The 24,268-nt window shown below is 70.0% G+C and carries 26 protein-coding genes; 11 read left to right on the top strand and 15 right to left on the bottom strand.

All coding sequences use genetic code 11. The annotated features are described in order from the left end of the window. Positions 1-37: 37 nt before the first annotated feature. The gene (locus OG623_RS33790; RefSeq protein ID WP_406151418.1) at positions 38-541 is read left to right on the top strand and encodes a GNAT family N-acetyltransferase; all 504 of its coding nucleotides are present in this window, start codon (positions 38-40) and stop codon (positions 539-541) included. Positions 542-658: 117 nt separating this feature from the next. On the opposite strand, the gene OG623_RS33785 is transcribed toward OG623_RS33790, so the two are convergent. Both OG623_RS33785 and OG623_RS33780 read right to left on the bottom strand, forming a co-directional pair. After that, entirely contained in the window at positions 659-1,513 is an 855-nt protein-coding gene (locus OG623_RS33785; protein ID WP_406151417.1) for a PepSY domain-containing protein, read from the bottom strand. A 183-nt stretch (positions 1,514-1,696) separates the two neighbouring features. Further along, complete coding sequence (locus tag OG623_RS33780) at positions 1,697-1,942, bottom strand: DUF5133 domain-containing protein (RefSeq protein ID WP_406151416.1); 246 nt, start codon at positions 1,940-1,942, stop codon at positions 1,697-1,699. Positions 1,943-2,219: 277 nt separating this feature from the next. Between OG623_RS33780 and OG623_RS33775 the strand changes: the two genes are divergently transcribed. From OG623_RS33775 to OG623_RS33750, 6 genes are all read left to right on the top strand, one after another. Next, positions 2,220-2,471, top strand: a complete 252-nt coding sequence (locus tag OG623_RS33775; protein ID WP_406151415.1) for a DUF6296 family protein — start codon at positions 2,220-2,222, stop codon at positions 2,469-2,471. 141 nt (positions 2,472-2,612) lie between these two features. Next, positions 2,613-3,374: a DeoR/GlpR family DNA-binding transcription regulator gene (locus OG623_RS33770; RefSeq protein WP_406152117.1), complete on the top strand. Its 762-nt coding sequence runs from the start codon at positions 2,613-2,615 to the stop codon at positions 3,372-3,374. After that, positions 3,371-4,318: a 1-phosphofructokinase gene (pfkB, locus tag OG623_RS33765; protein ID WP_406151414.1), complete on the top strand. Its 948-nt coding sequence runs from the start codon at positions 3,371-3,373 to the stop codon at positions 4,316-4,318. Before OG623_RS33770 ends, pfkB begins: the two co-directional genes overlap by 4 nt. An 82-nt stretch (positions 4,319-4,400) precedes the next feature. Next, positions 4,401-6,386, top strand: a complete 1,986-nt coding sequence (locus OG623_RS33760; protein WP_406151413.1) for a fructose-specific PTS transporter subunit EIIC — start codon at positions 4,401-4,403, stop codon at positions 6,384-6,386. Between the two features lie 47 nt (positions 6,387-6,433). After that, positions 6,434-6,706, top strand: a complete 273-nt coding sequence (locus OG623_RS33755) for an HPr family phosphocarrier protein (protein WP_406151412.1) — start codon at positions 6,434-6,436, stop codon at positions 6,704-6,706. An 81-nt stretch (positions 6,707-6,787) separates the two neighbouring features. After that, complete coding sequence (locus OG623_RS33750) at positions 6,788-7,222, top strand: protein-tyrosine phosphatase family protein (protein ID WP_406151411.1); 435 nt, start codon at positions 6,788-6,790, stop codon at positions 7,220-7,222. Positions 7,223-7,246: 24 nt separating this feature from the next. Here the strand turns inward: OG623_RS33750 and OG623_RS33745 are convergent, their stop codons facing one another. After that, complete coding sequence (locus OG623_RS33745) at positions 7,247-7,534, bottom strand: hypothetical protein (RefSeq protein ID WP_406151410.1); 288 nt, start codon at positions 7,532-7,534, stop codon at positions 7,247-7,249. A 123-nt stretch (positions 7,535-7,657) separates the two neighbouring features. Further along, positions 7,658-8,092 (bottom strand): DUF2000 family protein, encoded by a 435-nt coding sequence (locus tag OG623_RS33740; RefSeq protein ID WP_406151409.1) that lies wholly within the window; start codon positions 8,090-8,092, stop codon positions 7,658-7,660. An 88-nt stretch (positions 8,093-8,180) separates the two neighbouring features. On the opposite strand from OG623_RS33740, the gene OG623_RS33735 reads away from it, so the two are divergent. Continuing rightward, the gene (locus tag OG623_RS33735; RefSeq protein ID WP_406151408.1) at positions 8,181-9,023 is read left to right on the top strand and encodes an AraC family transcriptional regulator; all 843 of its coding nucleotides are present in this window, start codon (positions 8,181-8,183) and stop codon (positions 9,021-9,023) included. Here the strand turns inward: OG623_RS33735 and OG623_RS33730 are convergent. The 8 genes from OG623_RS33730 to OG623_RS33695 form a co-directional block, all read right to left on the bottom strand. After that, entirely contained in the window at positions 8,981-9,493 is a 513-nt protein-coding gene (locus OG623_RS33730; RefSeq protein WP_406151407.1) for a DUF664 domain-containing protein, read from the bottom strand. The genes OG623_RS33735 and OG623_RS33730 overlap by 43 nt on opposite strands. Positions 9,494-9,545: 52 nt before the next feature. Further along, the gene (locus OG623_RS33725) at positions 9,546-10,547 is read right to left on the bottom strand and encodes an alpha/beta fold hydrolase (protein WP_406151406.1); all 1,002 of its coding nucleotides are present in this window, start codon (positions 10,545-10,547) and stop codon (positions 9,546-9,548) included. Between the two features lie 121 nt (positions 10,548-10,668). Then, complete coding sequence (locus tag OG623_RS33720) at positions 10,669-10,902, bottom strand: hypothetical protein (RefSeq protein ID WP_406151405.1); 234 nt, start codon at positions 10,900-10,902, stop codon at positions 10,669-10,671. 7 nt (positions 10,903-10,909) lie between these two features. Continuing rightward, positions 10,910-11,584, bottom strand: a complete 675-nt coding sequence (locus OG623_RS33715; protein WP_406151404.1) for a TNT domain-containing protein — start codon at positions 11,582-11,584, stop codon at positions 10,910-10,912. Between the two features lie 127 nt (positions 11,585-11,711). Then, positions 11,712-12,149 carry a nuclear transport factor 2 family protein gene (locus OG623_RS33710; protein WP_406151403.1) on the bottom strand — a complete coding sequence of 146 codons (438 nt, stop codon included), beginning with the start codon at positions 12,147-12,149 and terminating at the stop codon, positions 11,712-11,714. A 105-nt stretch (positions 12,150-12,254) separates the two neighbouring features. Then, on the bottom strand, positions 12,255-12,968 hold the full coding sequence (locus OG623_RS33705) for a DUF4230 domain-containing protein (protein ID WP_406151402.1): 714 nt from the start codon (positions 12,966-12,968) through the stop codon (positions 12,255-12,257). Positions 12,969-13,059: 91 nt separating this feature from the next. Then, positions 13,060-13,575, bottom strand: a complete 516-nt coding sequence (locus tag OG623_RS33700; protein WP_406151401.1) for a DinB family protein — start codon at positions 13,573-13,575, stop codon at positions 13,060-13,062. Positions 13,576-13,677: 102 nt separating this feature from the next. Beyond that, on the bottom strand, positions 13,678-16,629 hold the full coding sequence (locus tag OG623_RS33695; RefSeq protein WP_406151400.1) for a glycoside hydrolase family 48 protein: 2,952 nt from the start codon (positions 16,627-16,629) through the stop codon (positions 13,678-13,680). Between the two features lie 868 nt (positions 16,630-17,497). Here OG623_RS33695 and OG623_RS33690 point away from each other — a divergent pair. After that, positions 17,498-18,898 carry a glycoside hydrolase family 6 protein gene (locus tag OG623_RS33690; RefSeq protein ID WP_406151399.1) on the top strand — a complete coding sequence of 467 codons (1,401 nt, stop codon included), beginning with the start codon at positions 17,498-17,500 and terminating at the stop codon, positions 18,896-18,898. On the opposite strand, the gene OG623_RS33685 is transcribed toward OG623_RS33690, so the two are convergent. Beyond that, the gene (locus OG623_RS33685) at positions 18,895-19,584 is read right to left on the bottom strand and encodes a VanZ family protein (RefSeq protein WP_406151398.1); all 690 of its coding nucleotides are present in this window, start codon (positions 19,582-19,584) and stop codon (positions 18,895-18,897) included. The two genes, OG623_RS33690 and OG623_RS33685, sit on opposite strands and share 4 nt — an antisense overlap. Positions 19,585-19,645: 61 nt before the next feature. Here OG623_RS33685 and OG623_RS33680 point away from each other — a divergent pair, with 61 nt between their 5' ends. Beyond that, entirely contained in the window at positions 19,646-20,146 is a 501-nt protein-coding gene (locus tag OG623_RS33680; RefSeq protein ID WP_406151397.1) for a tetratricopeptide repeat protein, read from the top strand. 266 nt (positions 20,147-20,412) lie between these two features. Here the strand turns inward: OG623_RS33680 and rpmG are convergent, their stop codons facing one another. Beyond that, the gene (gene rpmG, locus OG623_RS33675; RefSeq protein WP_406151396.1) at positions 20,413-20,577 is read right to left on the bottom strand and encodes a 50S ribosomal protein L33; all 165 of its coding nucleotides are present in this window, start codon (positions 20,575-20,577) and stop codon (positions 20,413-20,415) included. Between the two features lie 480 nt (positions 20,578-21,057). On the opposite strand from rpmG, the gene OG623_RS33670 reads away from it, so the two are divergent. Next, positions 21,058-22,521: a PP2C family protein-serine/threonine phosphatase gene (locus OG623_RS33670; protein WP_406151395.1), complete on the top strand. Its 1,464-nt coding sequence runs from the start codon at positions 21,058-21,060 to the stop codon at positions 22,519-22,521. A 60-nt stretch (positions 22,522-22,581) separates the two neighbouring features. On the opposite strand, the gene OG623_RS33665 is transcribed toward OG623_RS33670, so the two are convergent. Then, positions 22,582-24,075 (bottom strand): hypothetical protein, encoded by a 1,494-nt coding sequence (locus OG623_RS33665; protein ID WP_406151394.1) that lies wholly within the window; start codon positions 24,073-24,075, stop codon positions 22,582-22,584. Positions 24,076-24,268: the final 193 nt, after the last annotated feature.

Here is a 24,268-nt window from a genome sequence, read left to right as displayed (position 1 = left end):
TCTCGCGTCGAGCGCCGCGGCTGAGTACCGTCCCCGGATGGCATCCCTCGAACGTCTGCGTCCCGACCACGCTCCCGCTCTGCTCGCCTTCGAGAAGGAGAACCGCGCCTACTTCGCCGCTTCGGTCCCGGACCGTGGGGACGACTTCTTCGCGGGGTTCGACGCACGGCACGCCGAGTTACTGGCGGAACAGGGGGCGGGGCTGTGCCACTTCCACATCCTGGCGGACGACGACGGGGCCGTGCTGGGCAGGATCAACCTCGTCGACGTCGCGGACGGTTGGGCGGAGCTCGGTTATCGGATCGCGGAGCGGGCCGCGGGACGTGGGCTGGCCACGTCAGGGGTGCGCGCGGTGTGTGCGCGGGCCTTCACGGAGTACGGCCTGACCACCCTCCGGGCCAGGACGACGCCGGACAACGCGGGTTCGATGGCCGTACTGGCCCGCACGGGATTCGTGGAGGCCGGCGGGATCACGCTGATGGACAGGCCCGCGCTGCGGTTCACCCTGGCTCTCGCGGACACGGTGCACACGGCGGGGTGAACCGGGGCGTCCCGTCGGCCCGGGTGCACCGGGAAGGCACACCCGCGCGCACCGGGAAAGCACATCGGTGGCGGACCGCGTCGCGGTCCGCCACCGGTGAGTCCGTCGGTGCTGTGATCAGTCGTCGTCGGCCTGCTCGTCCGTGATGGTGCCCTTGGCGGCGTCCACGTCGAAGGTGGTCTTCTTCCAGTCCTTGGAGACCACGTCGACCTGCCAGACGAGGACATCGCTGTCGTTCTCGTCGAGGGCGATCGAGGTGACCTTGCCCTGCTTCTTGTCCGTGGCGACCTTGGCCGCCTGGGCGGGCGTCTGCGTCGCCTTGGAGATCTGGTCCGCCAGCTTCTTCTTGTCGGCGTCGCTCTGGTCGGCGTCCGGCGAGGAGTCGATGACCTCTCCGGACACGGCGTCGATGGTCACGTCGTGGGCGGTGCCGTCCTCCTCGACGACCTTCGCCACCCACTTCGGGGCGCCGGCGCTGCCACTCGGGCTGGGGCTGCCGGTACCACCCGGACTCGCGCTGCCCTCGGGGCTCGGGCTCGTGCCTTCGGTCGGGCTGCCCGTGGGGCTGGGGCTGCCGGTGGGGCTCGGGCTGCCGCTCGCGTCATCGCCGTCGAGGCCTGCGAGGTCCAGGTCGGCCAGCTTGCCGCCCGACACCTCACCGACGGCCGTCGTGGCCGCCGTGTCGAAGGTGATCTTGGCGGTCGACAGCAGCTCCTTGCGCTTGGCCTGGTCCTCGGTCAGCTGCGCTGTCTCGGAGGGACTGCCCGAAACGCTCCCGGAGGGGCTGGTCGTCTGGTTCGGCAGGACCTTCGCAGCCTCGGAGGTCGACGCGGAGGTCTGGTCACCGCTGTCCTGCCCGCAGCCGGTCACGAGGGTGGCGGCAAGAGCAGCGGCGCACAGGGCGCCGCCGGCGACGCGGAGCCGGCGGGTACGCGGGGAAACGGTCTTGTTTCGGCGGGGCTCGAATCTCATGCTCACATGCCTAGCCGCCCGCGCGAACAGTCATGTTGTCCGACCGTCGGGTGTCACCCGATCGACGGTGCCGTCCGCCCATTCGGCACGGTGGGCGGGCGGTATGCCGCGCGATGGTGTCCGGACACGGGAACGGCGCCGGTCCGATCGGACCGGCGCCGTTCCCCGGGGGGCTGTGCGGTGTCAGGCGGTCAACTGCACCGCGGGCTGCACCGGGGCGGGCTGTCCCGCCGGGACGGCCCGCAACTGGGCCGCCGCCGCGGCGAGTGCGTCGGGCACGGTCCTGGTCCCCGTGGTGACGCAGAGCGTGTAGGAGACGTCGTCGAGTTGACGGCGGCTCTCGGAAGTGCCCAGCCATGCATGGGCGCTCCGCAGTGTCTCGTAGCGCTTGACGAGATTCCGCAGCGTCGCGGGATTGGCCATCAGCACGGCAGTTCCTCTCCACAGGGCGGCCGGGAGCCCGTGGGCCCCGCGCCGACGAAGTCCGGTCGCGCCGGCGATGCCGCCTGGCGTCACGGGCGGCCGTGCGAAGCTGACAGCACGCGTCCGGTCCCTTGCAGATGATGGTCACCCGGCCTCACCCTTTCCGCATCCGCAGTCACCGATGGTCACCGTGCCGTGCTCCCGGAGCGTCCTGCGCCGCGGTGAGAAACAATGGAGGTGAGGGGCCGATCGGCTGCTGCCGAGGCCCGGTCGGGAGGTCGTCATGGATTACCCGGAGAGTTACGAACTCATCTTTCAGGCGGGCGGCGCCGAGGACGACGCGGTCGTCGTCCACCTCACGGCCCGTTCCGGTGCGGGCGGTTATCCGGTCTACGCGGACGAGACGGGAATCGTGCGTGCCGAGATCGGTCCACGCGGCGAGGTGCGTATGCAGGCGAGCGGCGGCCATCAGGATCTGGGGGTGCCCCTGCTGGCACGGCCGCTGAGCTCGCGGGGCACGCGCGGAGCCGGCTGAGCGGCTCCGATTCCGTCGTACTTGCCCTTACTGAAGTCTGTTCACGCCCACTCTTCGTCCGAATGTGTTTACTTTCCCCAAGCGTGTCCGTAGTCTGCCGGTGAACCCACAGACTCGGGCATGAAACGGAAACGTAACCACATGTACGCACCGGAGCGGCAGCAAGAGATCCTCCGCATCGCCCGCGAGAGCGGGCGCGTCGACGTGCTGTCCCTGGCCGAGCTGTTCCAAGTGACGGCCGAAACGGTTCGGCGGGACCTCAAGGCCCTTGACCGGGCGGGACTCCTCCGCCGGGTGCACGGTGGCGCGATCCCGGCCGGCCGGCTCGGATTCGAGCCCGATCTCGCCGAGCGCGACACCGTGGCGGCCGACGAGAAGGAGCGGATCGCCGCAGCCGCTCTGGGCGAGCTCCCCGCCGAGGGCAACATCATCATCGACGCCGGGACGACGACCGTCAGGCTGGCGGCAGCCGTCCCCATCGACTCGCGCCTCACCGTGGTCACCCACGCCCTGCCGGTGGCCGCCCGGCTGTCCGATCACCCGGAGATCGCACTGCATCTGGTGGGCGGCAGGGTCCGCCACCGCACCCGGGCGGCCGTCGACGCCTGGGCGCTGAGCGCGTACGCCGAGATCAACGCGGACGTCGTCTTCCTGGCCACGAACGGCTTCTCGCCCGATGGCGGCCTGACCACCCCTGACCTGGCCGAGGCCGCCGTGAAGCGTGCCGTGATCGAGGCGGCCCGCAGGGTCGTGCTCCTGGCCGACTCGGGGAAGTCGGGCCAGGAGCACTTCGCACGCTTCGGGGATCTCTCCCACGTCGACCTGCTGATCACCGATACGGGGCTGAGCCCCGAGGACGCCCGGGCCATCGAGAGCCTGGGCACGGAAGTGGTACGCGCATGATCCTCACCGTCACTCCCAATCCGAGCCTGGACCGCACGTACGAACTTCCCGGGCTCACCCGTGGCGCCGTTCTGCGGGCCACCGCTGACCGGGTCGATCCCGGCGGCAAGGGCGTCAACGTATCCCGGGCGGTCGCCGCCGCCGGGCACCGCACGGTGGCCGTCGCGCCGCTGGGCGGCCCCGAGGGCGCGCTGCTGGCGCGGCTGCTCGAGGGGCACGGCATCGAGGCCGCCGGGGTCCCGATCGCCGGCAGCACCCGTATCAACGTCACCCTCGTCGAGCCCGACGGGACACTCACCAAGGTCAACGCGGCGGGCCCCGAGATCGCCCCCGTCGAGGCCGAGCGCCTGCTGGACACCGTCCGGGACAGGTCGGCCGGTGCGGACTGGATCGCCTGCTGTGGAAGTCTCCCGCGCGGGCTACCGCCGCGGTGGTACGCCGAGCTGGTGGCCCGCAGCCACCGGGCCGGCGTCCGGATCGCGCTGGACACCTCCGGGGCGGCGCTGCTCGCCGCGCTGGGTGAGCGACCGGACGTGATCAAGCCGAACGTCCAGGAGCTCGCCGAAGCCGTGGGCCGTCCGCTCGCCACGGTCGGTGACGCGCTGAAGGCGGCGCAGGAGCTGTGCGGGCTCGGCGCCAGGTCGGTGCTCGCCAGCCTGGGTGCCGTCGGACAGCTGCTGGTGGAGCCGTCGGGCGCGCACTTCGCCGTGGCACGGGTGGAGGCCGTCCGCAGCGATGTGGGCGCGGGCGACGCCTCACTCGCGGGGTTCCTGTCCGCGGGCGGAACGGGCCGGGCCGCGCTGTCGGCCGCGGTGGCGCACGGCGCCGCCGCGGTGCAGCTGCCCGGAAGCGTCATGCCGACCCCGGCCGATCTCGATCCCTCCGCGGTGACGGCCACCGCCGACATCCCCCTGGACCTGGTTCTCACGGAGCCGGCCCCATGACCGCCGTCCCTCTGTTGTCCAGCCGTACGACTCCCCCGTCCCCCGCCGTCCTCCGGGCGGTCCCCGAGCAAGGAGCCCCGCGATGAGTGAGCTGATCACCGCGGACCTGGTCGATCTCGATCTGTCCGCCGAGACGAAGAACGCCGCCGCCCGGTCGCTGGCCGAACGGATGGTCGCGGCCGGCCGTGTCACCGACCTCGACGCATTCCTCGCCGATGTGGCGGCCCGTGAGGCACAGATGCCGACCGGGCTCGACGGAGGCATCGGCATTCCGCACTGCCGGAGCGAACATGTCACCGAACCCACGCTGGCTTTCGGACGCAGCGCGAGCGGCATCGACTTCGGTGCCGCGGACGGACCCGCGGATCTGGTCTTCCTGATAGCCGCGCCGGCGGGCGCCGACGACGATCACCTCACCATCCTGTCGGGCCTGGCGCGCCGGCTCATGGACCCCGCCTTCACCGGCTCGCTGCGCGCGGAGGGCGATCCCGCCGCCGCGGCGGCCCTGATCCGCGGCGAGGAAACTCCCGCGGCGGCTCCGGAAGCGGAGGAGGCGGAAGAAGCGGAGGAGGAGACGGAGGAGACGCAGGCGGCCGAGCCGTTCCGTATCGTCGCCGTGACGTCCTGTCCCACGGGAATCGCGCACACCTACATGGCCGCGGAGTCGCTGGAGGCCGCCGCGCGCGCCCAGGGTGTCGAACTGCATGTCGAGACCCAGGGATCCGCGGGCTTCGAGCGGCTGGACCCGGCCGTGATCGCCGCAGCGGACGCCGTCATCTGGGCGCACGACGTCGACGTACGGGAGAAGGCGCGGTTCGGCGGCAAGCCGGTGGTCGACACCGGGGTGAAGGCCGGGATCAACCGGCCGGCCGAGCTCATCGCCGAGGCCCGGAGGAAGGCCGAGCGGGGAGAGATCAGCGCGATCCACGAGAACCGCGAGGAACCCGGCGCGGGAGGTTCGGGGACGTCGGGGCACTTCGGTGTCCGGCTGCGCACCTATCTGATGTCCGGCGTCAGTTACATGGTGCCGTTCGTCGCGGCCGGAGGACTGCTCATCGCCCTCTCGTTCGCCATCGGCGGCTACGAGATCGCGAGCGCGAAGTCGGTGGCCGACCACTTCGTCTGGGGCGAGGCCGACAGCTGGGCCGCTCTGCTCAACCAGATCGGCAGCGCCGCCTTCGGCTTCCTCGTCCCGGTGCTGGCGGGGTACATCGCCTACGGGATGGCGGACCGTCCGGCGCTCGTCCCCGGGTTCGTCGGCGGCGCCATCGCCCTCACCATCGACGCGGGCTTCCTCGGCGGCCTGGTCGCCGGTCTGCTGGCCGGTGCGACGGTGATGGCGATCCAGCGCGTGAAGGTGCATCCCACGCTGCGCGGCATCATGCCGGTGCTGGTGATCCCTCTGCTCGCGTCGATCGTCGTCGGTTTCCTGATGTTCATCGTGGTCGGCAAGCCGATCGCCTCCCTCCAGAACGCCCTCACCGACTGGCTGAACGGGCTCTCGGGCTCCAACGCGGTCATCCTCGGTGTCGTCCTCGGTCTGATGATGTGCTTCGACATGGGTGGCCCGCTGAACAAGGTGGCGTACGCCTTCGCGGTCGGTGGCCTCGCCGACCCGACGCCCGGCAGCCTCAAGGTCATGGCCGCGGTGATGGCGGCCGGCATGGTGCCTCCGCTGGCGATGGCCCTGGCCACGACCGTGCGCCGGGGGCTGTTCACCGGGACCGAGCGGGAGAACGGCAGGGCGGCCTGGGTGCTGGGCGCCTCGTTCATCACCGAGGGCGCCATCCCGTTCGCCGCGGCGGATCCCCTGCGAGTGATCCCGTCCGTGATGGCCGGCGGAGCGGTGACGGGCGCGCTGTCCATGGCGTTCGGCTGTACCCTGCGCGCCCCGCACGGAGGCGTGTTCGTCGTCCCGCTCATCGGCGAGCCGTTCCTCTACCTGCTGGCGATCGCCGTCGGCACCGCGGTCTCCACCGCTCTGGTCGTCACCCTCAAGGGACTGCGCCGGAAGCCGGACGCAGTGGCCCCGGCCGGCGACGGGTCCGATGTCGCCGTGGCCGCCTGATCCCCTCCCCCACCGAACCGCATTTTCTCTGCACCAGGAGTGAACCCGTGTACCAGCGCACCGTCTCCGTCGGCTCCCGTAGCGGCCTGCACGCCCGCCCCGCCTCACTCTTCGTCCAGGCGGCAGCCCGCCAGCCGGTCAAGGTCACCGTCGCGCGCGAGGGCGGCGACCCGGTCGACGCCCGTAGCATGCTCTCGGTGCTCGCCCTGGCGGCTCAGCACGGTGATTCGCTGGTGCTGTCAGCCGTGGGGGACGACGCGCCGGACGCGGTCGAGGAGCTGGCAGCACTCCTGTCGCAGGACCTCGACCGGAAGGACTGAGGCCGGAAAGCTGGGCCCGAGCCCGGAAGAGCTGAGGCCGGGAGGCTGGGCCCCGAAGGGCTGAGACGGAAGGAGCCGTGCATGACGGAGACCTGGGATCCTGCGGGCGAGGGCGTGCTACGGCTGCCGTCGGGGCGACTGGTCCGTGGCCGGGGGCTGCGGCGTCCGCTCCCGGCGGGCCCGGAGCCGACCCTCACCGTCCATCTGCTGGGCGGCCCGCCGCCCCAGGTGGCCTGGGAGTCGTGGTGGCTGCGCTGGCCCGACTTCCGTCTGCCCTCCGACAAGGACGCGGCGCGCTCCATGCTGGAGCGGGTGTGGGACCGAGCTCCGTACGAACGCGCCGAGGTCGCGTGCGGGGGCGGCCGGGGGCGGACCGGCACCGCCCTTGCGTGCCTGGCCGTGCTGGACGGCGTCCCGGCGGAGCAAGCTGTCGCCCACGTCCGTCGGAACTATCACCCCAAGGCCGTCGAGACGCCGTGGCAGCGCCGGTATGTGGTGCGCTTCGCGGCAGGCTGAAGGGCGGCGGCGCCGCCCCTTCGGTCACGCCACGGAGTACGGAGCCGGAACCGTGGCTCCACCGCCGGCGCGTACCGCCTCGACGACGCTCTGATGAAGGGCTCTGCTCTCTTCCTCCGACGGGCACGGCACCGGACTGCCGGCCAGTGTGAACCAGTCCGAGGCACCGCTGTACTGAACGGCCACCTCGGCCTGCTTCTCGGTCCAAGTCGTGTGCACGGTGAGATCACCGCTCACGACACCTACCTCTTCGGTGCGCACTCCGCCGGTTCCCGCGAAGACACCGAGGGTGGTCCACGATGCCCAGTTCATGACGCGTCGCCTTTCGGACAATGACAAGCCGGTCAAGCGGACTTGTTATCGAGTATGGCACCGCGAACCGTCACACGCACGGGTGTGTCCGCGGGTATCCGCACCATGACACCGGGGCGAGGCTCAGGGGTGCATGGACGCGCCCTTGAGGATCTTGTCGACCGCGTTGCGTGGCCCGAACACGGCCAGACCGACCAGGTCCATCCCGTCCCTGCGCACCGCTCGGACAGCTGCCCTGTTGGCCTTGTCATGACCGGTCGCGAAGAGGTCCGAGGTGAACACGGCCAGTGTCGCTCCCCTGTTGACCGCCTTGGTGTGCGCGGTCGTCAGCAGCTCCTTCGACCCTTCGAACACGAGAACGGGCTGCCGGAACATGGGCAGGTACGGGGTGTCGTCGGCATCGGCGTACGGTTCGCCGATCACCTCGGGCACCTGTGTGCCGAGGCCGCTGACCAGGAAGGCGGTGACGTTGAGGCGCTGCCAGGTCTCGAGGTCGTCGCGGAGCAGCACAGCGATCTTGGTGTCGAAGCGTACGGGTGCGTTGTTGTCGTCGGTCATGACAGGAGTCTGCCGAGCACGGTGCGCTGCCGTCTTGTACGAAGTTTGCACGCCGTTTCGGCCCCGTGCGCTCTTGTACGCTTCGCCCATGGGTGCATGTCCGGAAATCACCGCGTGGCGTCCGCGGGTCGAAGGGATCGACGAGGTCTTCCACGCACACTTCCCCGACCACGTGTATCCCATGCACACGCACGACGCGTGGACGCTGCTCCTGGTGGACGAGGGAATGGTCCGCTACGACCTGGACCGCCATGAGCACGGGGCGCCCAGCTCGGTGGTGACGCTGCTGCCGCCGCACGTCCCGCACAACGGCGACGCCGCGACCCCCGGAGGGTTCCGCAAGCGCGTCCTCTATCTGAACACCGGGCAGATCGACGCGGATCTCGTCGGGCGTGCGGTCGACCGGCCGGTGCTGCGGGATCCTCGGCTGCGGCTGCGTGTCGACCAGCTCCACCGGACGCTCGAACGCCCCGATGACGAGCTGGAGGCGCAGAGCCGCCTCGCGCTCGTCTCCGAACGCCTCGCCGGGCACCTGCGCGACGAGGTGGCCCCCGCCCCCCAGGTGCCCGACCGCCGGGTCGCGTACGCGCTGAGGGATCTGCTGGACGAACACGTCGTGGAAGGGCTGACGCTGCGCGAGGCGGCGGACCGTCTGCACAGCCATCACGCCCACCTGGTACGGGCGTTCAGCCGGGAGTTCGGCCTGGCCCCCCACCAGTACCTGACAGGGCGCCGCGTGGATCTCGCCCGTCGGCTGCTGCTCGGCGGGATGCGCGCGCCGGAGGTCGCGGCCTCGGTCGGGTTCTACGACCAGTCACACTTCTCCCGGCACTTCAAGCGTGTGGTCGGTACGAGTCCGGGGCGCTACGCGCGCACCGGATCCGCGGATCACCGACGACGCTCGAGAGCCCCGCGGACGAACGCCGCCTGACCTGCGTGCTGCAGGTCGTCGGCGATGACGCTGATCAGCCGCACACCGAGCGTCACCGGCGGCGACCAGGCGTCGTCCACGACACGGTCCAGGGACCGGCCGTCGAGGCCCCGGACGAAGCCGAGGGTCTGCTCGTTCACGGCGTCCAGGTAGCCGAGGAGGAGGTCGCCCGACCCCACCGTCACGGAACCCACCTGCGCACTGCTGTGGCCGTAACCGGTCGAGCCCTCCTCCAGGGGCAGCTCGAAGCGGGACGCCCAGCCCTTCGCGAACCAGACCTGTTCGATGCCCGCCGCGTCGGCGACATGATCGTCCTGGACGCGCGCGAGGTGCCACACGAGCCAGGCGATGGAATTCGCGTCGTCGTCGATCCTGGCGTTGAGGTCCTCGGGCGGAAGACCCTCGACCGCGGCGTGCACCGCTTCATGGATGCGTTCGAACGCATCGGCGAGAATGCCTGCACTGTTCATACGCCCACCATGGCCGGTCCGCGGACGGGGCCCCGACTTCGACACGCGGCTGTCACGGGTGCACGGTGCGCAGCCACGTCGTCAGCAGGGCGTTGACCTCATCGGCGCGTTCCTGCTGGATCCAGTGTCCGCAGCCTTCCAGGATGTGCGAGGAGACCAGGCCGGGAAGCGTCGTCGGGTAGTCGGCGATGGCGTCCGCCATCCAGGTGGTGGAGGAGTCGAGGGCGCCTCCGATGAAGAGCGCGGGGCAGGCGAGACGGGCTCCGTCCCAGACGGCCAGGTCCTCCCAGTCACGGTCGACGTTCCGGTAGCGGTTGAGCGCGCCGGTCAGGCCGGTCCTCTCGAACTCGGTGCTGTAGACGTCCAGCTCCCGCGCGGTGAGCCAGGACGGCAGGGCACCGCCGGTGAAGCGGTCGCGCATGGCCGCCCCCTCGGGCACGAAGAAGGGACTGTCCGCGCCCGGCGGCGGCATGGTGTCGCCGGAGAGCGAGGTGTAGAGCCCTGCCAGCCACCCGCGTACATCGGGTTCGATCTCCGCCTCGGCGCGGCCCGGCTGTTGGAAGTAGCTGACGTAGAACTCCTCGCTCCCGCCGATACGGGCGAAGCCGTCGGTCGGCCGGACCGCGTTCCAGGGGGCGTAGGGGACGCTGAGCATGGCCACGGCCGTGAACATGTCGGGCCGCAGCAGGGCGCTGTTCGCCGCGATGGGTGAGCCCCAGTCGTGGCCGATGACCGTAGCCGTCTCCTCCCCCAGGGCGTGCACGACACCGACGTTGTCGGCCACATGGGCCGTCATCCGGTAGGCGTCCACGGCGGCGGGGGCCGAGGAGCGCCCGTAGCCGCGTACGTCGACGGCGACCGCGCGGAAGCCCGCCGCGGCGACGGCGGAGAGCTGGTGGCGCCAGGAGTACGAGGTCTCGGGGAAGCCGTGGACCATGAGGACGAGCGGGCCCGTGCCCTGTTCCAGCAGGTGGATCCGGCCGCCGGGGACGTCCACGAGCCGGTGGACCGCCCCGGGGACGGTGGTGGAGGGTTCGGGGGTGGGCTGTCGCATGGCTCTCCTCGGTCTCTCTCGGCCTGTCGGCACCTGTCCATCATTCGGCGCCCCACCACCACCGGCCAAGCGAACTTGCCGTTACGGCAAACCCGCTGCGCCCTGAGACCCGCCTTGCCTCTCAGCCGAGCAGGCGCAGGAGATGTGCGCAGGCCGCCGACTCGTCCGGGTGCCGGGCGATCACCTCGTACGTACCGCGCTCAAAGGCTCCGGTCTCCCACACCCCGTCGGGCGCTTCCCTCAGGAACAGGAAGTCGGGTGGTGTGGGGACCGGTTCATGGACGCCCTCGATGCGGTAGTAGCCGTCGGCCACGCCGGCCGCGTGCAGCGCGGCGCGCAGTTCCCGGCGGTCCATGGCGGTGCTACGCGCCCACGGCGGTGAGATAGGCGTGGTCCAGCAGCCACTTCACATTGAGCCGCTGGCCCGCACCCGGGTCGAGGAAGACCGCGTCGAGCTTGATCTGCCGGCCTCCGCCGGGCTGCTCGAACCAGGGTGCGATGCCGCCCTGCCAGACCCAGAACGGCTTGGTGACCTTGTAGACGTGGTAATCACAAGGCACGTCGGTCTCACGGGTGTTGAGGTTCTGCGGCGGCAGGGCCCGCTCCTTGTAGGCGTCGCCGGCCGGCGCGAGGTAGCCGCCGTACTCCGATCCGAAGCGGTCCAGGCGCTGGCCGGTGCGCAGCTTCGCCGGCTCCTTGTCGATCTCACCGTTGACCTCGGCGAAGCCGTCGTTGGGCGGGTACTTCCAGCTGCCCGTGCCGGCCGGCCCCTCCCAGTACTTGTGCAGGAAGGCGGAGGGAGACAGGCTGCCCGTGCGCCGGTACCCCTTGAGCAGCGGGCCGACGGGTGCCTGCTTCGTGGAGGGCAGCCACTGGGGGCCGAGCCGCGCGTCCCCGAGGTATTCACCCGTGCAGGGATCGTGGCGGACGGCCGCCGTCGTGCGGCTGTCCTCCTGGGGTGCGGCGCTCGCGGTGGGCGCGGTCACCAGGCCGGCCGCGATGCCCATCGCGGCAAGTGCGGTGCGGATACGGTTCATTCGGAGGTCCCCTCGGATACCGGTAAGTGCTCGGCGATCTCACGTAAGGTAACCGACCGGCTCCGTAGCGCGGTTGCGCCATGCCGTTCGCCGCCCGGCCGGAACGGACCGGCCGGGCGGCGTCCGGTCAGTGGGCTGTTCCGTCCGGCACGAGACCGTCTTCGGCGAGCCCTCGCAGGACGGCCTCGCCCAGTGCCTGGACCGCGGACATCGGGCGGACCATCACGGTGAACTCGTTGATCCGCCCGTCCTCGCCGAACTGCAGCAGATCGATCCCATGGATCTCCTTGCCGTCCACCTTCGCCCTGAACAGCAGGATCTCCGAGGGCTCCTGGACGCCCTGCGCGCTGGTGGCGGCCTCGCCCTCGAACTGCCCGACGTAGCGGAAGTCCTCGAAGGTGCGCAGGAGTACGCCGAAGAGACCGAGCACCATCGGCCTGCCCTCGAACGGTGTGAACTTCACGGGGCTGTAGAGGCGTACGTCCTCGGTGAACAGCTCCTCCAGCGCCGCCCGGTCGCTCTTCTCGACGGCGGCCCTGAAGCGTTGCGTGGTCTCGGCGGTCATCGTCATCACTCTCCGGATCCTGACGGTCGATGGGGCGACCGTTCACTGAGGCGAGTGTGGCGCAGACCCGCCGGTCCCCTGCGGGCGGGGCGGCGGGCCGTCGGGTCAGCCGGCCGGATCGGCGTAGCGGACGGTGACCTTCTCGAAGCCGAGCGACCCGAGCAGACCTCGGAGCATGGATGTGGTGTTCTTCTCCGCGCGCTTCGTCAGACCGCTCTCCTCGGCGGCCTTGCCGATGTTCTGCACCGCCAGCTTGTTGACCGCCTGTTCACTGCCGGGGTTGTCGGAGAAGAAGTCGCCGAGCCGGTCGAGGAGGCCACGCTGCTTGGACACGGCGTAGGAGCGGTCCGGGTCAAGGGCGGGCTTGCCCAGCACGGCGTGCGGCAGGACGAGTTCGGCCTCCGTACGGTCCTCGTTGACCTTCACCCCTTCGGCCCCGACCTTTCCGAGGTCGACGGAGGCCCTGACGGTGCCCGCGCCGACGTACAGCGTCCGGGTCCCCCGGACGGCGTCGGGCAGGAACTTGGTGTCCTTCTCCAGGTCGACGACGACCTGGAAGTTGCCGGAGGCCGCCTCGTACGCGCTCATGTCCTGGACGGACTTGAGCACGGCGGGGCCGGAGCGGTCGGTGGTCTCCTCACCGAAGAGTCCGCCCAGCCCCGGCAGCAGGCTGAGCCGGGAGCCCAGGAACAGCAGGACCAGCGCCGCGGCGCACACGCCCGCGAACGGCAGGCATCCGCGGGCGCGGGCGCGGCGGGGCTGTGTGCCGCTGTGGCCGGGTTCTTCGGTGCTGTCTGTCGTTACGCCGGTGGACGTCATGTCTTCCGTGTGACCGGGTCCCGGGATTTCAGTCCGCCAGGGTGACGGGAACTACGCCATATCCCGTACATGCGCGCCCTGTTGGGCGCTCTCAGGCACCGGTGGCACCGTCCAGCCGCTCCCTCAGCAGATCGGCGTGGCCGATGTGGCGGGCGTATTCGGCGATCATGTGGACGTACACCGTGCGCAGCGAGTAGACGGTGCCGCGCCGGGTGAAGGTGGTGTCGAGCGGCACGCCTGCCGCCGCCTCGTCGGCGAGGCGGATCTCCTCGACGAGACGGGCGTAGTCATCGGCCGCGCGGTCCGGCGAGAGGTCGTCGAAGTCCGCGTCCTTTCCCTTCTCCGCGTCGTACATGGAGGGGTACGAGAGGCCTGCGAGCCCTTCACGGAACCAGGTGCGCTCCACCTTGGCCATGTGCCGGATCAGACCGAGCAGGGTGAGGCTGGACGGCTCGACGGTCTGCTCGGCGAGCCGGCTGCCGGTCAGGCCGGCGCACTTCTGCAGCAGTGTGCTGCGGTAGAACGCCAGGAAGGCGGTCAGTGTCTCGCGCTCACCGCCGGTCAGCGGTCCTTCGGTGCGGGTGGCTTCGGGAGCTGTCCATGTCATCGCATGATCATGCCCCGCCCCGGCCGCTCGCGCGAGGCCCTGCGGGGCACCGGCCGCCGGCTCGTGACCGGCGGCCGATGCCCCTGGGGGACCAGGGGTCACTCACTCCAGAAGATCCGCGTACGCCCCCAGGGCCAGTGCGACATCGGTCTGTGCCCAGAACCGGTGGTAGGTGAAGACCGGGGCGGTCCCGCCGTCCAGATAGGCCTGCACCTTGGACCAGTTCGGGTCGTCCTCGTAGAACGAACGGATGGAGAGGAACGTCGAGTCGTTGTCCACGGTGTCGCCGTTGGGCATCGCCCCCGTCCAGCCGTTCGGGACGTACACCGGGTCGTCGAACCGGTTGTAGTCGGCACGGGTCTCGGGAACCGCGACCCCCGCGTCGTCCTGGTAGTTGCTCCACATTCCGTCGAGCAGGCCTTCGGCCGTGGCCTTCGCCTCGGCGTCACCGGACTCGGCGGCGTAGTAGGTCAGCGTCCTCGCGTAGGCGCCGGCCACCCCGACGTCGTTGGTGTAGTCGGCGACCGTGACATGGAGCCCGGAGTTCGCCCCGGGGCTCGACGCGTTCCAGGTGTCGGGCGCGCCCGACCATTCGAGGGTGGAGGGCATGAGGTAGGTGCCGTCCGGGTTGATCGTCGTCTCCGACAGGGCCCAGTCGACCCACTTGTCGAGCACGGCCTTGGCCTGGGCGTCACCCGACTCGTGGTAGTACTCCGCCACACGCTCCATGGACCACGCCTGGAAGCCGAACCACTGGTTGGACGGCGGGTCGTGGTAGACGGGCTTCTCGTCGTAGTACATGCCGTAGAAGGCCGGCGTGCCGGCCGGAGGCTGGGCGTAACGGCCCTGCCAGCTGTTGGTCGCGCCACCCGCTATGGCTCCCTCGTCGGACTGGAGCCACTGGTAGAACTCCATCTGGCGGTCCAGGCTCTTGGCCCAGTCGTCCTGTCCGGTGGCCGACTCGGGCTTGAGGTCGGCGACGGAGCTGAGGGCGTAGGCCGCCATCGGGTTCTGGTAGCCGCCGTGGGCGTGGCTGGACCCGATGCGCCAGGACCAGCCGGCCGAGGTGTCGGTGGCGCCACCCCAGGCGTAGTACCAGGACATCAGGTAGTGCGCGCTGTCCTTGCCGTTGCCTGCGGGGCAGGTGGTGGGGCCGACGCAGTCGCCGACCTTCTTGAAGTACTTGTCGAACATGGAGTAGCGGAGATAGTCGCCCATCTTCGCGGCCTTGCCCACGGTGTCCGAGACCTCGTCCCACTTGCCCTGCTCCTTCGCCCAGGCATCGGCCCAGTAGGCCGCCTGTACGGCACGGGCGTCCGCGTCCGGAGCGTTGGTGAACTTCCACTGCTGGGCGTAGGAGGCGTCCCCGGTGAACAGGTCCAGGTAGCCGTTGTCCCCGCCGTAGGTGAAGTTGTCGCAGGTGGGGTGGGTGACGGTCTCCCAGACCGACTCCTGCGGCCCGCGCTGGAAGGTGTTGATGTAGGACGGCCCGCTCTCGTCGGGGCCTGCCGCGCACTTTCCGGGCGCGTTGCCGTATCCGTAGACGTTGTCGACGTCCTGGATCCAGTGCATCCCGTAGATGTCGTCGGTGCCGTAGGCGCTCTTCAGCTCGGAGGCGATCGGGTCCTGTCCGGAGGTCACCGATCCGTCGAGTACGGCCGGATACTCGTTCGGGGTGTCGTGCTCCGGGGCGTAGGTGGCCGGCTTCGACGCGTCGTAGAAGGAGTTCGTGGGCTGGTCGGCGTGGGTGGGGATCATGTAGGTCTCCATGGTTTCCCATGCGCCGTTGAACTTCTCCCAGTCCCCGGTGACCTTCCCGTACATCGCCTGGAGCCAGATCAGATAGCTGTACGCCTCCGATGTCGTCTCGTGTCCGTGGTCGGGAGCCTCCACGATCAGTGTCTCGACGGAGTGGTAGGGGATTCCCTCCGAGGAGAAGTAGCCGTTCGCCGGGTCGGTGATCTTCCCGTACAGATCGAGGAAGCGGGCGTCGTACTCCTTCGCCTCCGCGAGCTGGGTGACGGTGGCCTCGGCCTTGTCGTGGCCGGGGGCCTTGACGGTGAAGGTCGCCGCACCCGTGCCGGATCCGTCGGCCGCGACGGCCACCTTCTGAGGGGTGGACCAGTTCGACGGGGTGAAGGTGAGCCTGGTGCCCTCGCTGACGCTCAGCCCGGAGTTCCCGCTCCCCCGCGTCACGGTTGCGGTGACGGGCGAGTCGGGGGCGGTGGACAGCGAGACATCGAGGGTCGCCGAATCGCCCTGCTGGACGCCCAGTTGGGCGGGTGTGGCGACGACGGCAGGGCCGTCGACGACGGTGATGCCCGCCGGCGCCGACTCGGCCGAAGCGCCGAGACTGTCATAGGCCCTGGCGTACAGGGAGTGGCCGCCCGCGGACAGTTTTTCGGCATCGAACGTGTAGGGGGACGTGGTGTCCGTGCCGAGGAGCGTGGTGTCGTCGTAGAACTCGACCTTGCTGATGTCCGCACCGTCGGCGGCCACGGCGGTGGCGGCCAGGGGAACAGCGTCTCCGGCGGAGAAGACGGAGCCGGCCGCCGTGTCCGTGAGGACCGTGAGCGGCGGCTGATGGGCACTCGCGCAGGCCGTGCCGTTGACGGCGAAGGCGGTCGGGGCGGAGTTGGTGCCGGTGTAGGTGAAACTCGCGCCCGTCGTGGCCGCGCCTCCGGCCGGGATGGATCTGTTCCAGCCCGCGTTCTCGACGGTCACCGTGTCACCCGACTGGGACCAGGTCCCGTTCCAGCCTTCGGTGAGTTTCTGGCTGCCGTCGTAGTCGTAGGTCAGGCTCCAGCCGTCGATGGCGGTGGAGCTCCTGTTGGTGACGGTGAGTTCGGTGCTGAAGCCCGAACCCCAGTCATCGGCCCTGTAGTCGAGGCTGCATTCGACAGCGGCGGCCTGGGCCGGTGTTCCTGCGGCGGCGGTCATGCCCATGGGGAGGGCGAGTGCCGCGGCGCACGCTGTCCACAAGCGTTGGTTCCGGGCTCCGGTTCTGCCCGTTCTTCCGGGTAACCAAGGTCTCCGTACGCGTCCCGATGGCATGCGCAGTACCTCCTCGCGGCTCGGCGATATGGGGGGTGTGCAGGGCTGAGCACAAGCCTTGAAGCAGTGGGAGCGCTCCCAGCATGGGGACGGGGAAAAAGAGAGTCAAGAGACTTGAAGAGTCGAATTGTTTCGAGACCAAGAGATCTGAACTGGCATGTTGACCGACACCACTTGACGCTCTAACGTCAAGCCACACCAGTGGGAGCGGTTCCACCAGTCGACGTGCCGTAGGGGGCGCGCCCGATCTGTCAGGAGTCGCTCATGTGTCACCCCCCGCACATCTCGCACCTGTTCAGGCTGCTCCCCGGAGCAGTGCCGGTGTGGCCGCGGCGCTCTCGCGGCCACGGTCACGGCTTCCGGATCCGCCCTCGTACGCACGGTGGAGAACAGCACCGCGCACGGAGCGGAACCGGTCCCCGCGCCGGCTTCTGCAGGCTCGACAGCGCGCCTTGCACCATGGATCCGACCGGCTCCACCGGTCCGGCGGATCTCTCCTTCCCCACCACCGGAACGCCCGCGGGCGTCCGGAGCCATGGGCGCGCACCTGTGCGGGCGGGCGTCGTCGAAGACGCCCGAACCCCTCCACGTGTCCCCGAAAGAGGAGTACCGGTTTGACCTGACCCCCCACACATCCGCGGTACACGACACACCCACAGCTCCACCAACTGTGCGACGAGGACGGTCGAACCCCCGCTCGCACCGGTCGGGCCGAACTCCCCTTCGCCACAGGCGAGATGGGCGAGCACACCCTGAACCGCATCACGGCCCGTCCTTGATCAGCGACTACGACGGTATCCCCACCCCGTACGGAATCGGGCTGCGTGATCACCTGCGCGCCCTCTACAGCTGAGGAAACGGAATTCGTATGAGCCGCACGAGCCGCACCACCATGCGCCGATCCAGAATGGCGCTCATAGCGGCGGGCGTACTCGTCGCCGCAGCCGCGGGAACCGCCACAGCGGCGGCCCCCTTCGGTGCCTCCGGCGCGACGGTGGCGCACGCGTCAGCCGCAGCCGCCCTGGTCGACAACCCCTACGCCGGCGCGAGCGTCTACGTGAACCCGGAGTGGTCGGCCAATGCCGCCGCCGAGCCGGGTGGCGACAAGGTCGCCGACCAGCCGACAGCTGTATGGCTCGACCGCATCGCCGCCATCGAGGGCGTCGACGGCGGAATGAGCCTGCGTGACCACCTGGACGAGGCCCTGGCCCAGAAGGGCTCGGGCGAGCTCGTCTTCCAGGCCGTCATCTACGACCTGCCCGGGCGTGACTGCGCGGCGCTCGCCTCCAACGGCGAGCTCGGTCCCGACGAGATCGACCGCTACAAGAGCGAGTACATCGATCCGATCGCGGCCATCTTCGCGGACGAGAAGTACGCGGATCTGCGCATCGTCACCACGGTCGAGATCGACTCCCTGCCGAACCTGGTCACCAACACCGGCGACCGTCCCACGGCCACCCCGGCCTGTGACGAGATGAAGGCCAACGGCAACTACCAGAAGGGCGTGGGCTACGCGCTCGACAAGCTCGGCGACGCGCCCAACGTCTACAACTACATCGACGCCGGACACCACGGCTGGATCGGCTGGGACGACAACTTCGGCGCGTCCGCCAACCTCTTCCAGGAGGCGGCGACCACCGAGGGCGCGACGGTCGACGACGTCCACGGCTTCATCGTCAACACGGCCAACTACGGTGCGACGACGGAGGACAACTTCTCCATCGGCGACACCGTCAACGGCCAGTCGGTCCGTGAGTCGAAGTGGGTCGACTGGAACCAGTACACGGACGAGCAGTCCTTCGCCCAGGCCTTCCGCCAGGAACTGGTCTCGGTCGGATTCAACTCCGACATCGGCATGCTGATCGACACCTCCCGCAACGGCTGGGGCGGCGCCGACCGGCCGACCGGTCCCGGCGACCAGAGCAGCGTCGACAGCTATGTGGACGGTGGGCGTTACGACCGGCGCATCCACCTCGGCAACTGGTGCAACCAGGCCGGAGCCGGTCTCGGCGAACGGCCCACGGCAGCGCCCGCGTCCGGCATCGACGCGTACGTCTGGATGAAGCCCCCGGGGGAGTCGGACGGCTCCAGCGAGGAGATCCCGAACGACGAGGGGAAGGGCTTCGACCGGATGTGCGACCCGACCTACGAGGGTAACGAGCGCAACGGCAACAACCCGTCCGGGGCCCTGGGCGACGCCCCGGTCTCCGGAAAGTGGTTCTCGGCCCAGTTCCAGGAGCTCCTGAAGAACGCCTACCCGGCGCTCTAGGCTCCACGTCGGCGGGCTCCGGGTGCTTCCCCGCCCGGGCCCTCCCGACGACTGCGCCACCTGTCACGCAGAGCGCGTCCGCGAGCCATCGGCGCGGACGCGCTCCGGCGTGCGGCGGAGCCGGCCGCGCCCTTGCCGAGCGGTTTCGTCCGCCGAGGCCGGGGCTTCGTGGCCGGGGCCCGCCCCTTCGGGGGCTTCTCGGCCGCGAGAGTGTGGTAGCGATGGCTGACCCGCCGCCCGACGAACGCGTAACCCAGCAGTGCGCCCGCGGTGTTGAGGATGACGTCATCGACGTCGAAGGCCCGTCCCACCACGAGCGCGCCCTGCGTGAGCTCGACGAGCGCCATGACCAGCACGGTGAGCAGCGTCATCCGGAGCATCCGGAGCCGGCGCGGCACCAGAATCGGCAGCAGCACGCCGAACGGGGCGCCCAACAGAAGATTCCCGCCCGCCTGTTTGCACGCGGCGAGGAAGGTGTAGTCCTGCGCGTACTGCCGCAGGGACCGTCCCGGCCGCAGGTTGGACGCCACGAGGTCCTCCGACGCGGGGGACGGTGTGAGCGTCACCTTCGCCAGGACCACGGAGAACGCGACCAGCGCCACGAACGCCGCGATCAACGCCGCCACACGCAGCAGTAACCGCCCCAGGGCCCTGCGTCGTACACCACTGTCCGCCTCTGCTGTCATGGCGGAACGGATGCCCCCAACCTTCGCGGCCACACCCGGGCCCGGGTGCGACCATGTGCGCATGAGCGAACAGAAGAAGGACGAACTGCTGGCGGAAGCGGTGCGGCTGCGGGAACAGGGCCATCCCGAACAGGCCAGGGAACGCCTCCTCTCCCTCACCGCCTCGTTCCCCGACGCGGCGGACGTCGCTTATCAGACCGCGTGGGTCCATGATGTGCTCGGCCTGGAGGCGGAGGCCGTGCCGTACTACGAGCGGAGCCTGCAGGGCGAGGGCCTCAACGATGAGGACCGCCGGGGTGCGCTGCTGGGGCTCGGCAGCACCTATCGCGTTCTGGGCAGGTTCGGGCAGGCCGTCGAGACGCTGCGGGGCGGCGTGTCGGAGTACCCGGACGACGGGGCGCTGAGGACCTTCCTGTCCATGGCCCTGTTCAACACCGGTGAACATCACGAGGCCATGCAGCTCCTGCTGCGCCTGGTGGCGACGACGAGCGACAGCACACGGGTTCGGCGGTACCGGCCCGCCATCGAGCACTACGCCGCGGATCTCACGCGGACCATGTGAGCGCGGACCATGTCGGCGGGGGCCGTACGGGAACGGCGGCAAGGGGAAGCCCCGGCCGGATCGGGGGAATCCAGCCGGGGCGGCTTGTGTGCAGAGGTGAAGGCCGACCGCTGTGCGGCGGTCTTCGGTCCTTTACCCCGACGTATATATGAACGATAAACCACCATCCGCCGTTCCTGTGAATCCGGCCCCCTTCCTGTGATCCGCGCCACGGCTGCGCAGGTAGGGGCGCCGGCGCCGACGGCGGCGGATACCGGCGAAGAGCGTCAGCGGGTCTCACGGAAGACGACATGCCGCCCCGCGGCCGGGTCGAACTTCCGCAGTTCCAGACGATCGGGATCGTTGCGCCGGTTCTTCCGCGTCACATAGGTGTGGCCGGTTCCGGCCGTGGACCTGAGCAGGACGACGGGCCTGGTCTCGCTGCGTGCCATGGGGCCTCCAGACAGGCGATCCGACCTCGTCCCCAGGGTGGGAACGGGTGTCGTTTTCGATTCCGATTCACAGAACACGCACGACCGCTCCACCATTCCCACGCCGTTTCGCACGCATGGCCGACGTGCGGGTGACCGATGAGCCGAACGTTCGGTCGACCGGTCACGCCCCCCTCGACGCCGGTCACTGATCGACGCGTCCGCGCGACTCCGCATATGCCCTGATCGTGGCCCGCGCGAGCCGTGCGAGGTCGCGCACGCGGGCGCGCACCCAGCGGCACACGCCCGGCGACTTGCGTCAACTCCCCGCCACGGACAAGGGTGTTCGGCGGACCTGCACCCCAGCCAGCCGACGGCATATGCCGGATGCAAGAACGTATCGAGTGTTGCCAAACCCCTTACGACGCCCCGCCCCCTGTGCGACAGTCGTGTTCGGTCCACCCCACGAACCGGTTGTACCGCCTGTATCGGAGTACCCAGATGCCGTCCCATCTGTTTGCGGACCGCCCCGCCCCGGAGCCGCCCGAGCGCGAGGCCGTCGATGCCCTGATCGACCGGACCCGGCTGCTGCGCGGCGACGTGGACGCCGTGCGGCGCGACACCTCCGTGATCGACGACGACGATCCTCAGCTGCGCTGGCAGCGGGCGCTCTGTGAACTCGCCGTACATCAGCTCGACGACCTCGGCGAACATCTGGGACAGCTGAGGGACGGCTTCTCCCACCCCGCGTCCACCGAGCCGGCGCCTGAGCACTCCACCGCACCGGAACTCTCCACGGCGCCGGAGGAGCCGTCGACGCACGGCCGGGCGACGGGCTCGCTCCTCAGCCGGGTGGGCAGCGCCGAATGGAATCTGCTCACCGACGAGGTCAGCTGGTCAGACGAGCTCCACCAGATCTTCGGCAGGGACCCGGGGGCAGGAGCACTGCCCCTGGACGAGCTGCCCTCGGTACTGCTCCCGGAGGACCAGCCCCTCCTGACGTCGATGGTGACCGACTGCCTGGTGGACGGCCGGCCGATAGACGGCGAATTCCGGATTCTGCTGCCGGACGGCACCACGCGCACCGTGCACATGATGTGCGAGCCCGTCCTCGACGCGGACGGCTGCACCGCTTCCATGTGGGCGGTCCTGCGCGATGTCAGCAGGCTGCGGCGCAGTCAGCATGTCGTGGCCAGGACCTGGGACACCGCGCGGCGCCAGGAACACACCGCCCGGGTGGAGCACCGGATGGCGGTCGAATTCCAGGAGGCCGTCCTTCCGCCGTGGAGCGGCTCGCTGCCGGCATCCGGTCCGAGCGCGGGCCGCCTGGACATCGCCACGCACTACCTTCCGTCGGGGTCGAGCGACCTCATAGGCGGTGACTGGTACGACACGCTCGCACTCCCTGACGGCAGGACCCTGCTCACCGTCGGGGACCTCACAGGCCACGGGATCCCGGCCACATCGGCCATGGCGACGCTGCTGGGCGCGCTGCGCGGCATGGCCGTGGCAGGTGTGGAGCCGGGGCCGGTCATGGGACATCTGAACCAGCTGATCGAATGCTCGGCCCAGCCGGCCCTGGGCAGCGCCGTGTGCTGCCGCTTCGATCCGGCGACCGGGACACTCGTCTGGGCACAGGCAGGGCACCCCGCGCCGCTGCTGTTCCGCGACGGAGTGGGGCGGCCTCTGCCCGCGCCGGACGGAGTGCTGCTCGGGGCGACGTCCGGGGTCACCTACGAGCAGGACCGGGTGGATCTGCTGCCGGGCGATGTACTCGTGCTGTACACAGGTGGGCTGAGGGACCCGAGCGACCGGAACACCGGCCAGGACATGCTTCTGGGACTGGCGCCCGCGTTCGCACGGGCCCGCACGGCACAGGACTGTGTACGGACCGTGGTCGAGGAACTCGGAACCGGCGAACGGCTCGATGACGCCTGCGTGCTGGTGGCCCGCGTCGAGGCGTGACCGGGTCCCCCCTTACGGGCTTGCGATGGGTCCTGTGCTGTGCGCCGACGGTCGGCCAGGTCAGATCTGGGTGCCCTTCGCCTTCTTGGACGCGCCCGAGGGCAGGGCGCGTGCGATCTCCGCGCGCAGATCCTCGATCTTGGCGTATCCCGCGAACTGGCCGGTGAGCCGGTACATCTCGCGCAACCGGTCCCAGGTCCGCTGCGAGGACGTCTCCCCCATCGAGACCAGGGCGAGCCGTGCGTAGCGATCGGCCTGCTCGGGGTCGTCGGCGATGAAGCACGCCGAGGCGAGCGAGATGTAGTCGAAGATCTTGGAGCGCTGGCGGCCGTGCACCCGGAGATCCAGCGCCTGCTTGGCGTGACGCTGGGCTGTGGAGGCCGCACCCGGGTCGTGCTCTGCGAGCGTACGGAAGGCCAGGGCCTGCATCCCGTGCATGTCCGCCTCGTCGAACATCTGCATCCAACTCGGCGACGGGACATCGCCCTTGTCCGAGACGAAGAGCTCCTCGGCCTCTCCGAGTGTGCGGCGCATGGCCTGCCCGTGCCCCATCGACGCCTGCGCCCAGGCCTCGATGGTGTGCAGCATGGCCCGGGTACGCGGCAGGGTCTCCTCCCCCGAACCCGACTTGGCGAGCTTCATCAGGTCCAGGGCGTCGTCCGGCCGGCCCAGGTGGACCATCTGACGGGCGGCACGGGACAGCGCCTCTCCCGCTCGGGGACGGTCGCCTCCCTCGCGCGCCGCGTGAGCGGCGATCACGAAGTACTTCTGGGCGGTGGGTTCCAGGCCGACGTCGTGTGACATCCAGCCGGCGAGGACCGCGAGGTTGGCGGCGACGCCCCAGAGACGGCGCTGCAGATGCTCGGGGTGGCGGTAGGCGAGCATGCCGCCCACCTCGTTGAGCTGGCCCACGACGGCCTTGCGCTGGAGGCCTCCGCCTCTGGAGGCGTCCCAGGCCCGGAACACCTCGACCGAGCGTTCGAGTGCCTCGATCTCGTCGGATCCGACGGGAGCGGCCTCGTAGAGGTCGAAGCCGGCGTTGTCGGCGTACAGAGGGTCGTTGAGCCGGGAGGCCCGGGCCGCCGGAGCGGGCTCGGAATGCAGCCAGTCGTACATGGCGCCGGTGAGTGCTGAGCCCGCGGCGAGCGCTGCGCCCGCGCCCACCAAGCCGCGTCGGTTGAGCATGAGGTCCATTCCCGTGAATTCGGTGAGGACCGCTGCCGTCCGTTCGGGCGCCCACGGCAAACCGTCGGGATTGTCTTCCGTCCCGGCTTTTCGCCGCTTCCCCACACGCCCGCGTCGGCCGAACCCGAGGTCCTCGATGGTCACGACACGGCCGAGCCGCTCGGTGAACAGAGCTGCCAGCACCTCGGGCACGGGATCGCGGGGGGACTCCCCCATGTCGATCCAGCGCCGCACCCGCGAGGTGTCGGTGGCGAGCTGGAGGTGGCCCATGGCCGCCGCCTGCCTGTTCACCATTCTCGCGAGCTCGCCCTTGGACCAGCCGGCCAGGCCGAACAGGTCGGACAGACGGGTGTTGGGTTCTCCGGTCACGTCAAGCCCCCAGGTTCTCGGCTGACTTGACCCTAGCCCCCCAGTTGATGCCGGGCGAATATTCGCCAGGGTTCGCCAGGGGTCGCTAGATGTTGTGCCACCCGCGGGCCGGTGTCAGGTAGGAATGCGCCACCCCGCCCGGCAGCCCTAGGTACTCCCCAGGGTGCCGAACGGCCGCCGGCCGGGGCGGCGC

Source organism: Streptomyces sp. NBC_01012 (assembly GCF_045162755.1).
Taxonomy (GTDB): domain Bacteria; phylum Actinomycetota; class Actinomycetes; order Streptomycetales; family Streptomycetaceae; genus Streptomyces.
Note: the sequence above shows the minus strand (reverse complement) of the source record. Positions and strands in the feature narration are given on the sequence as shown.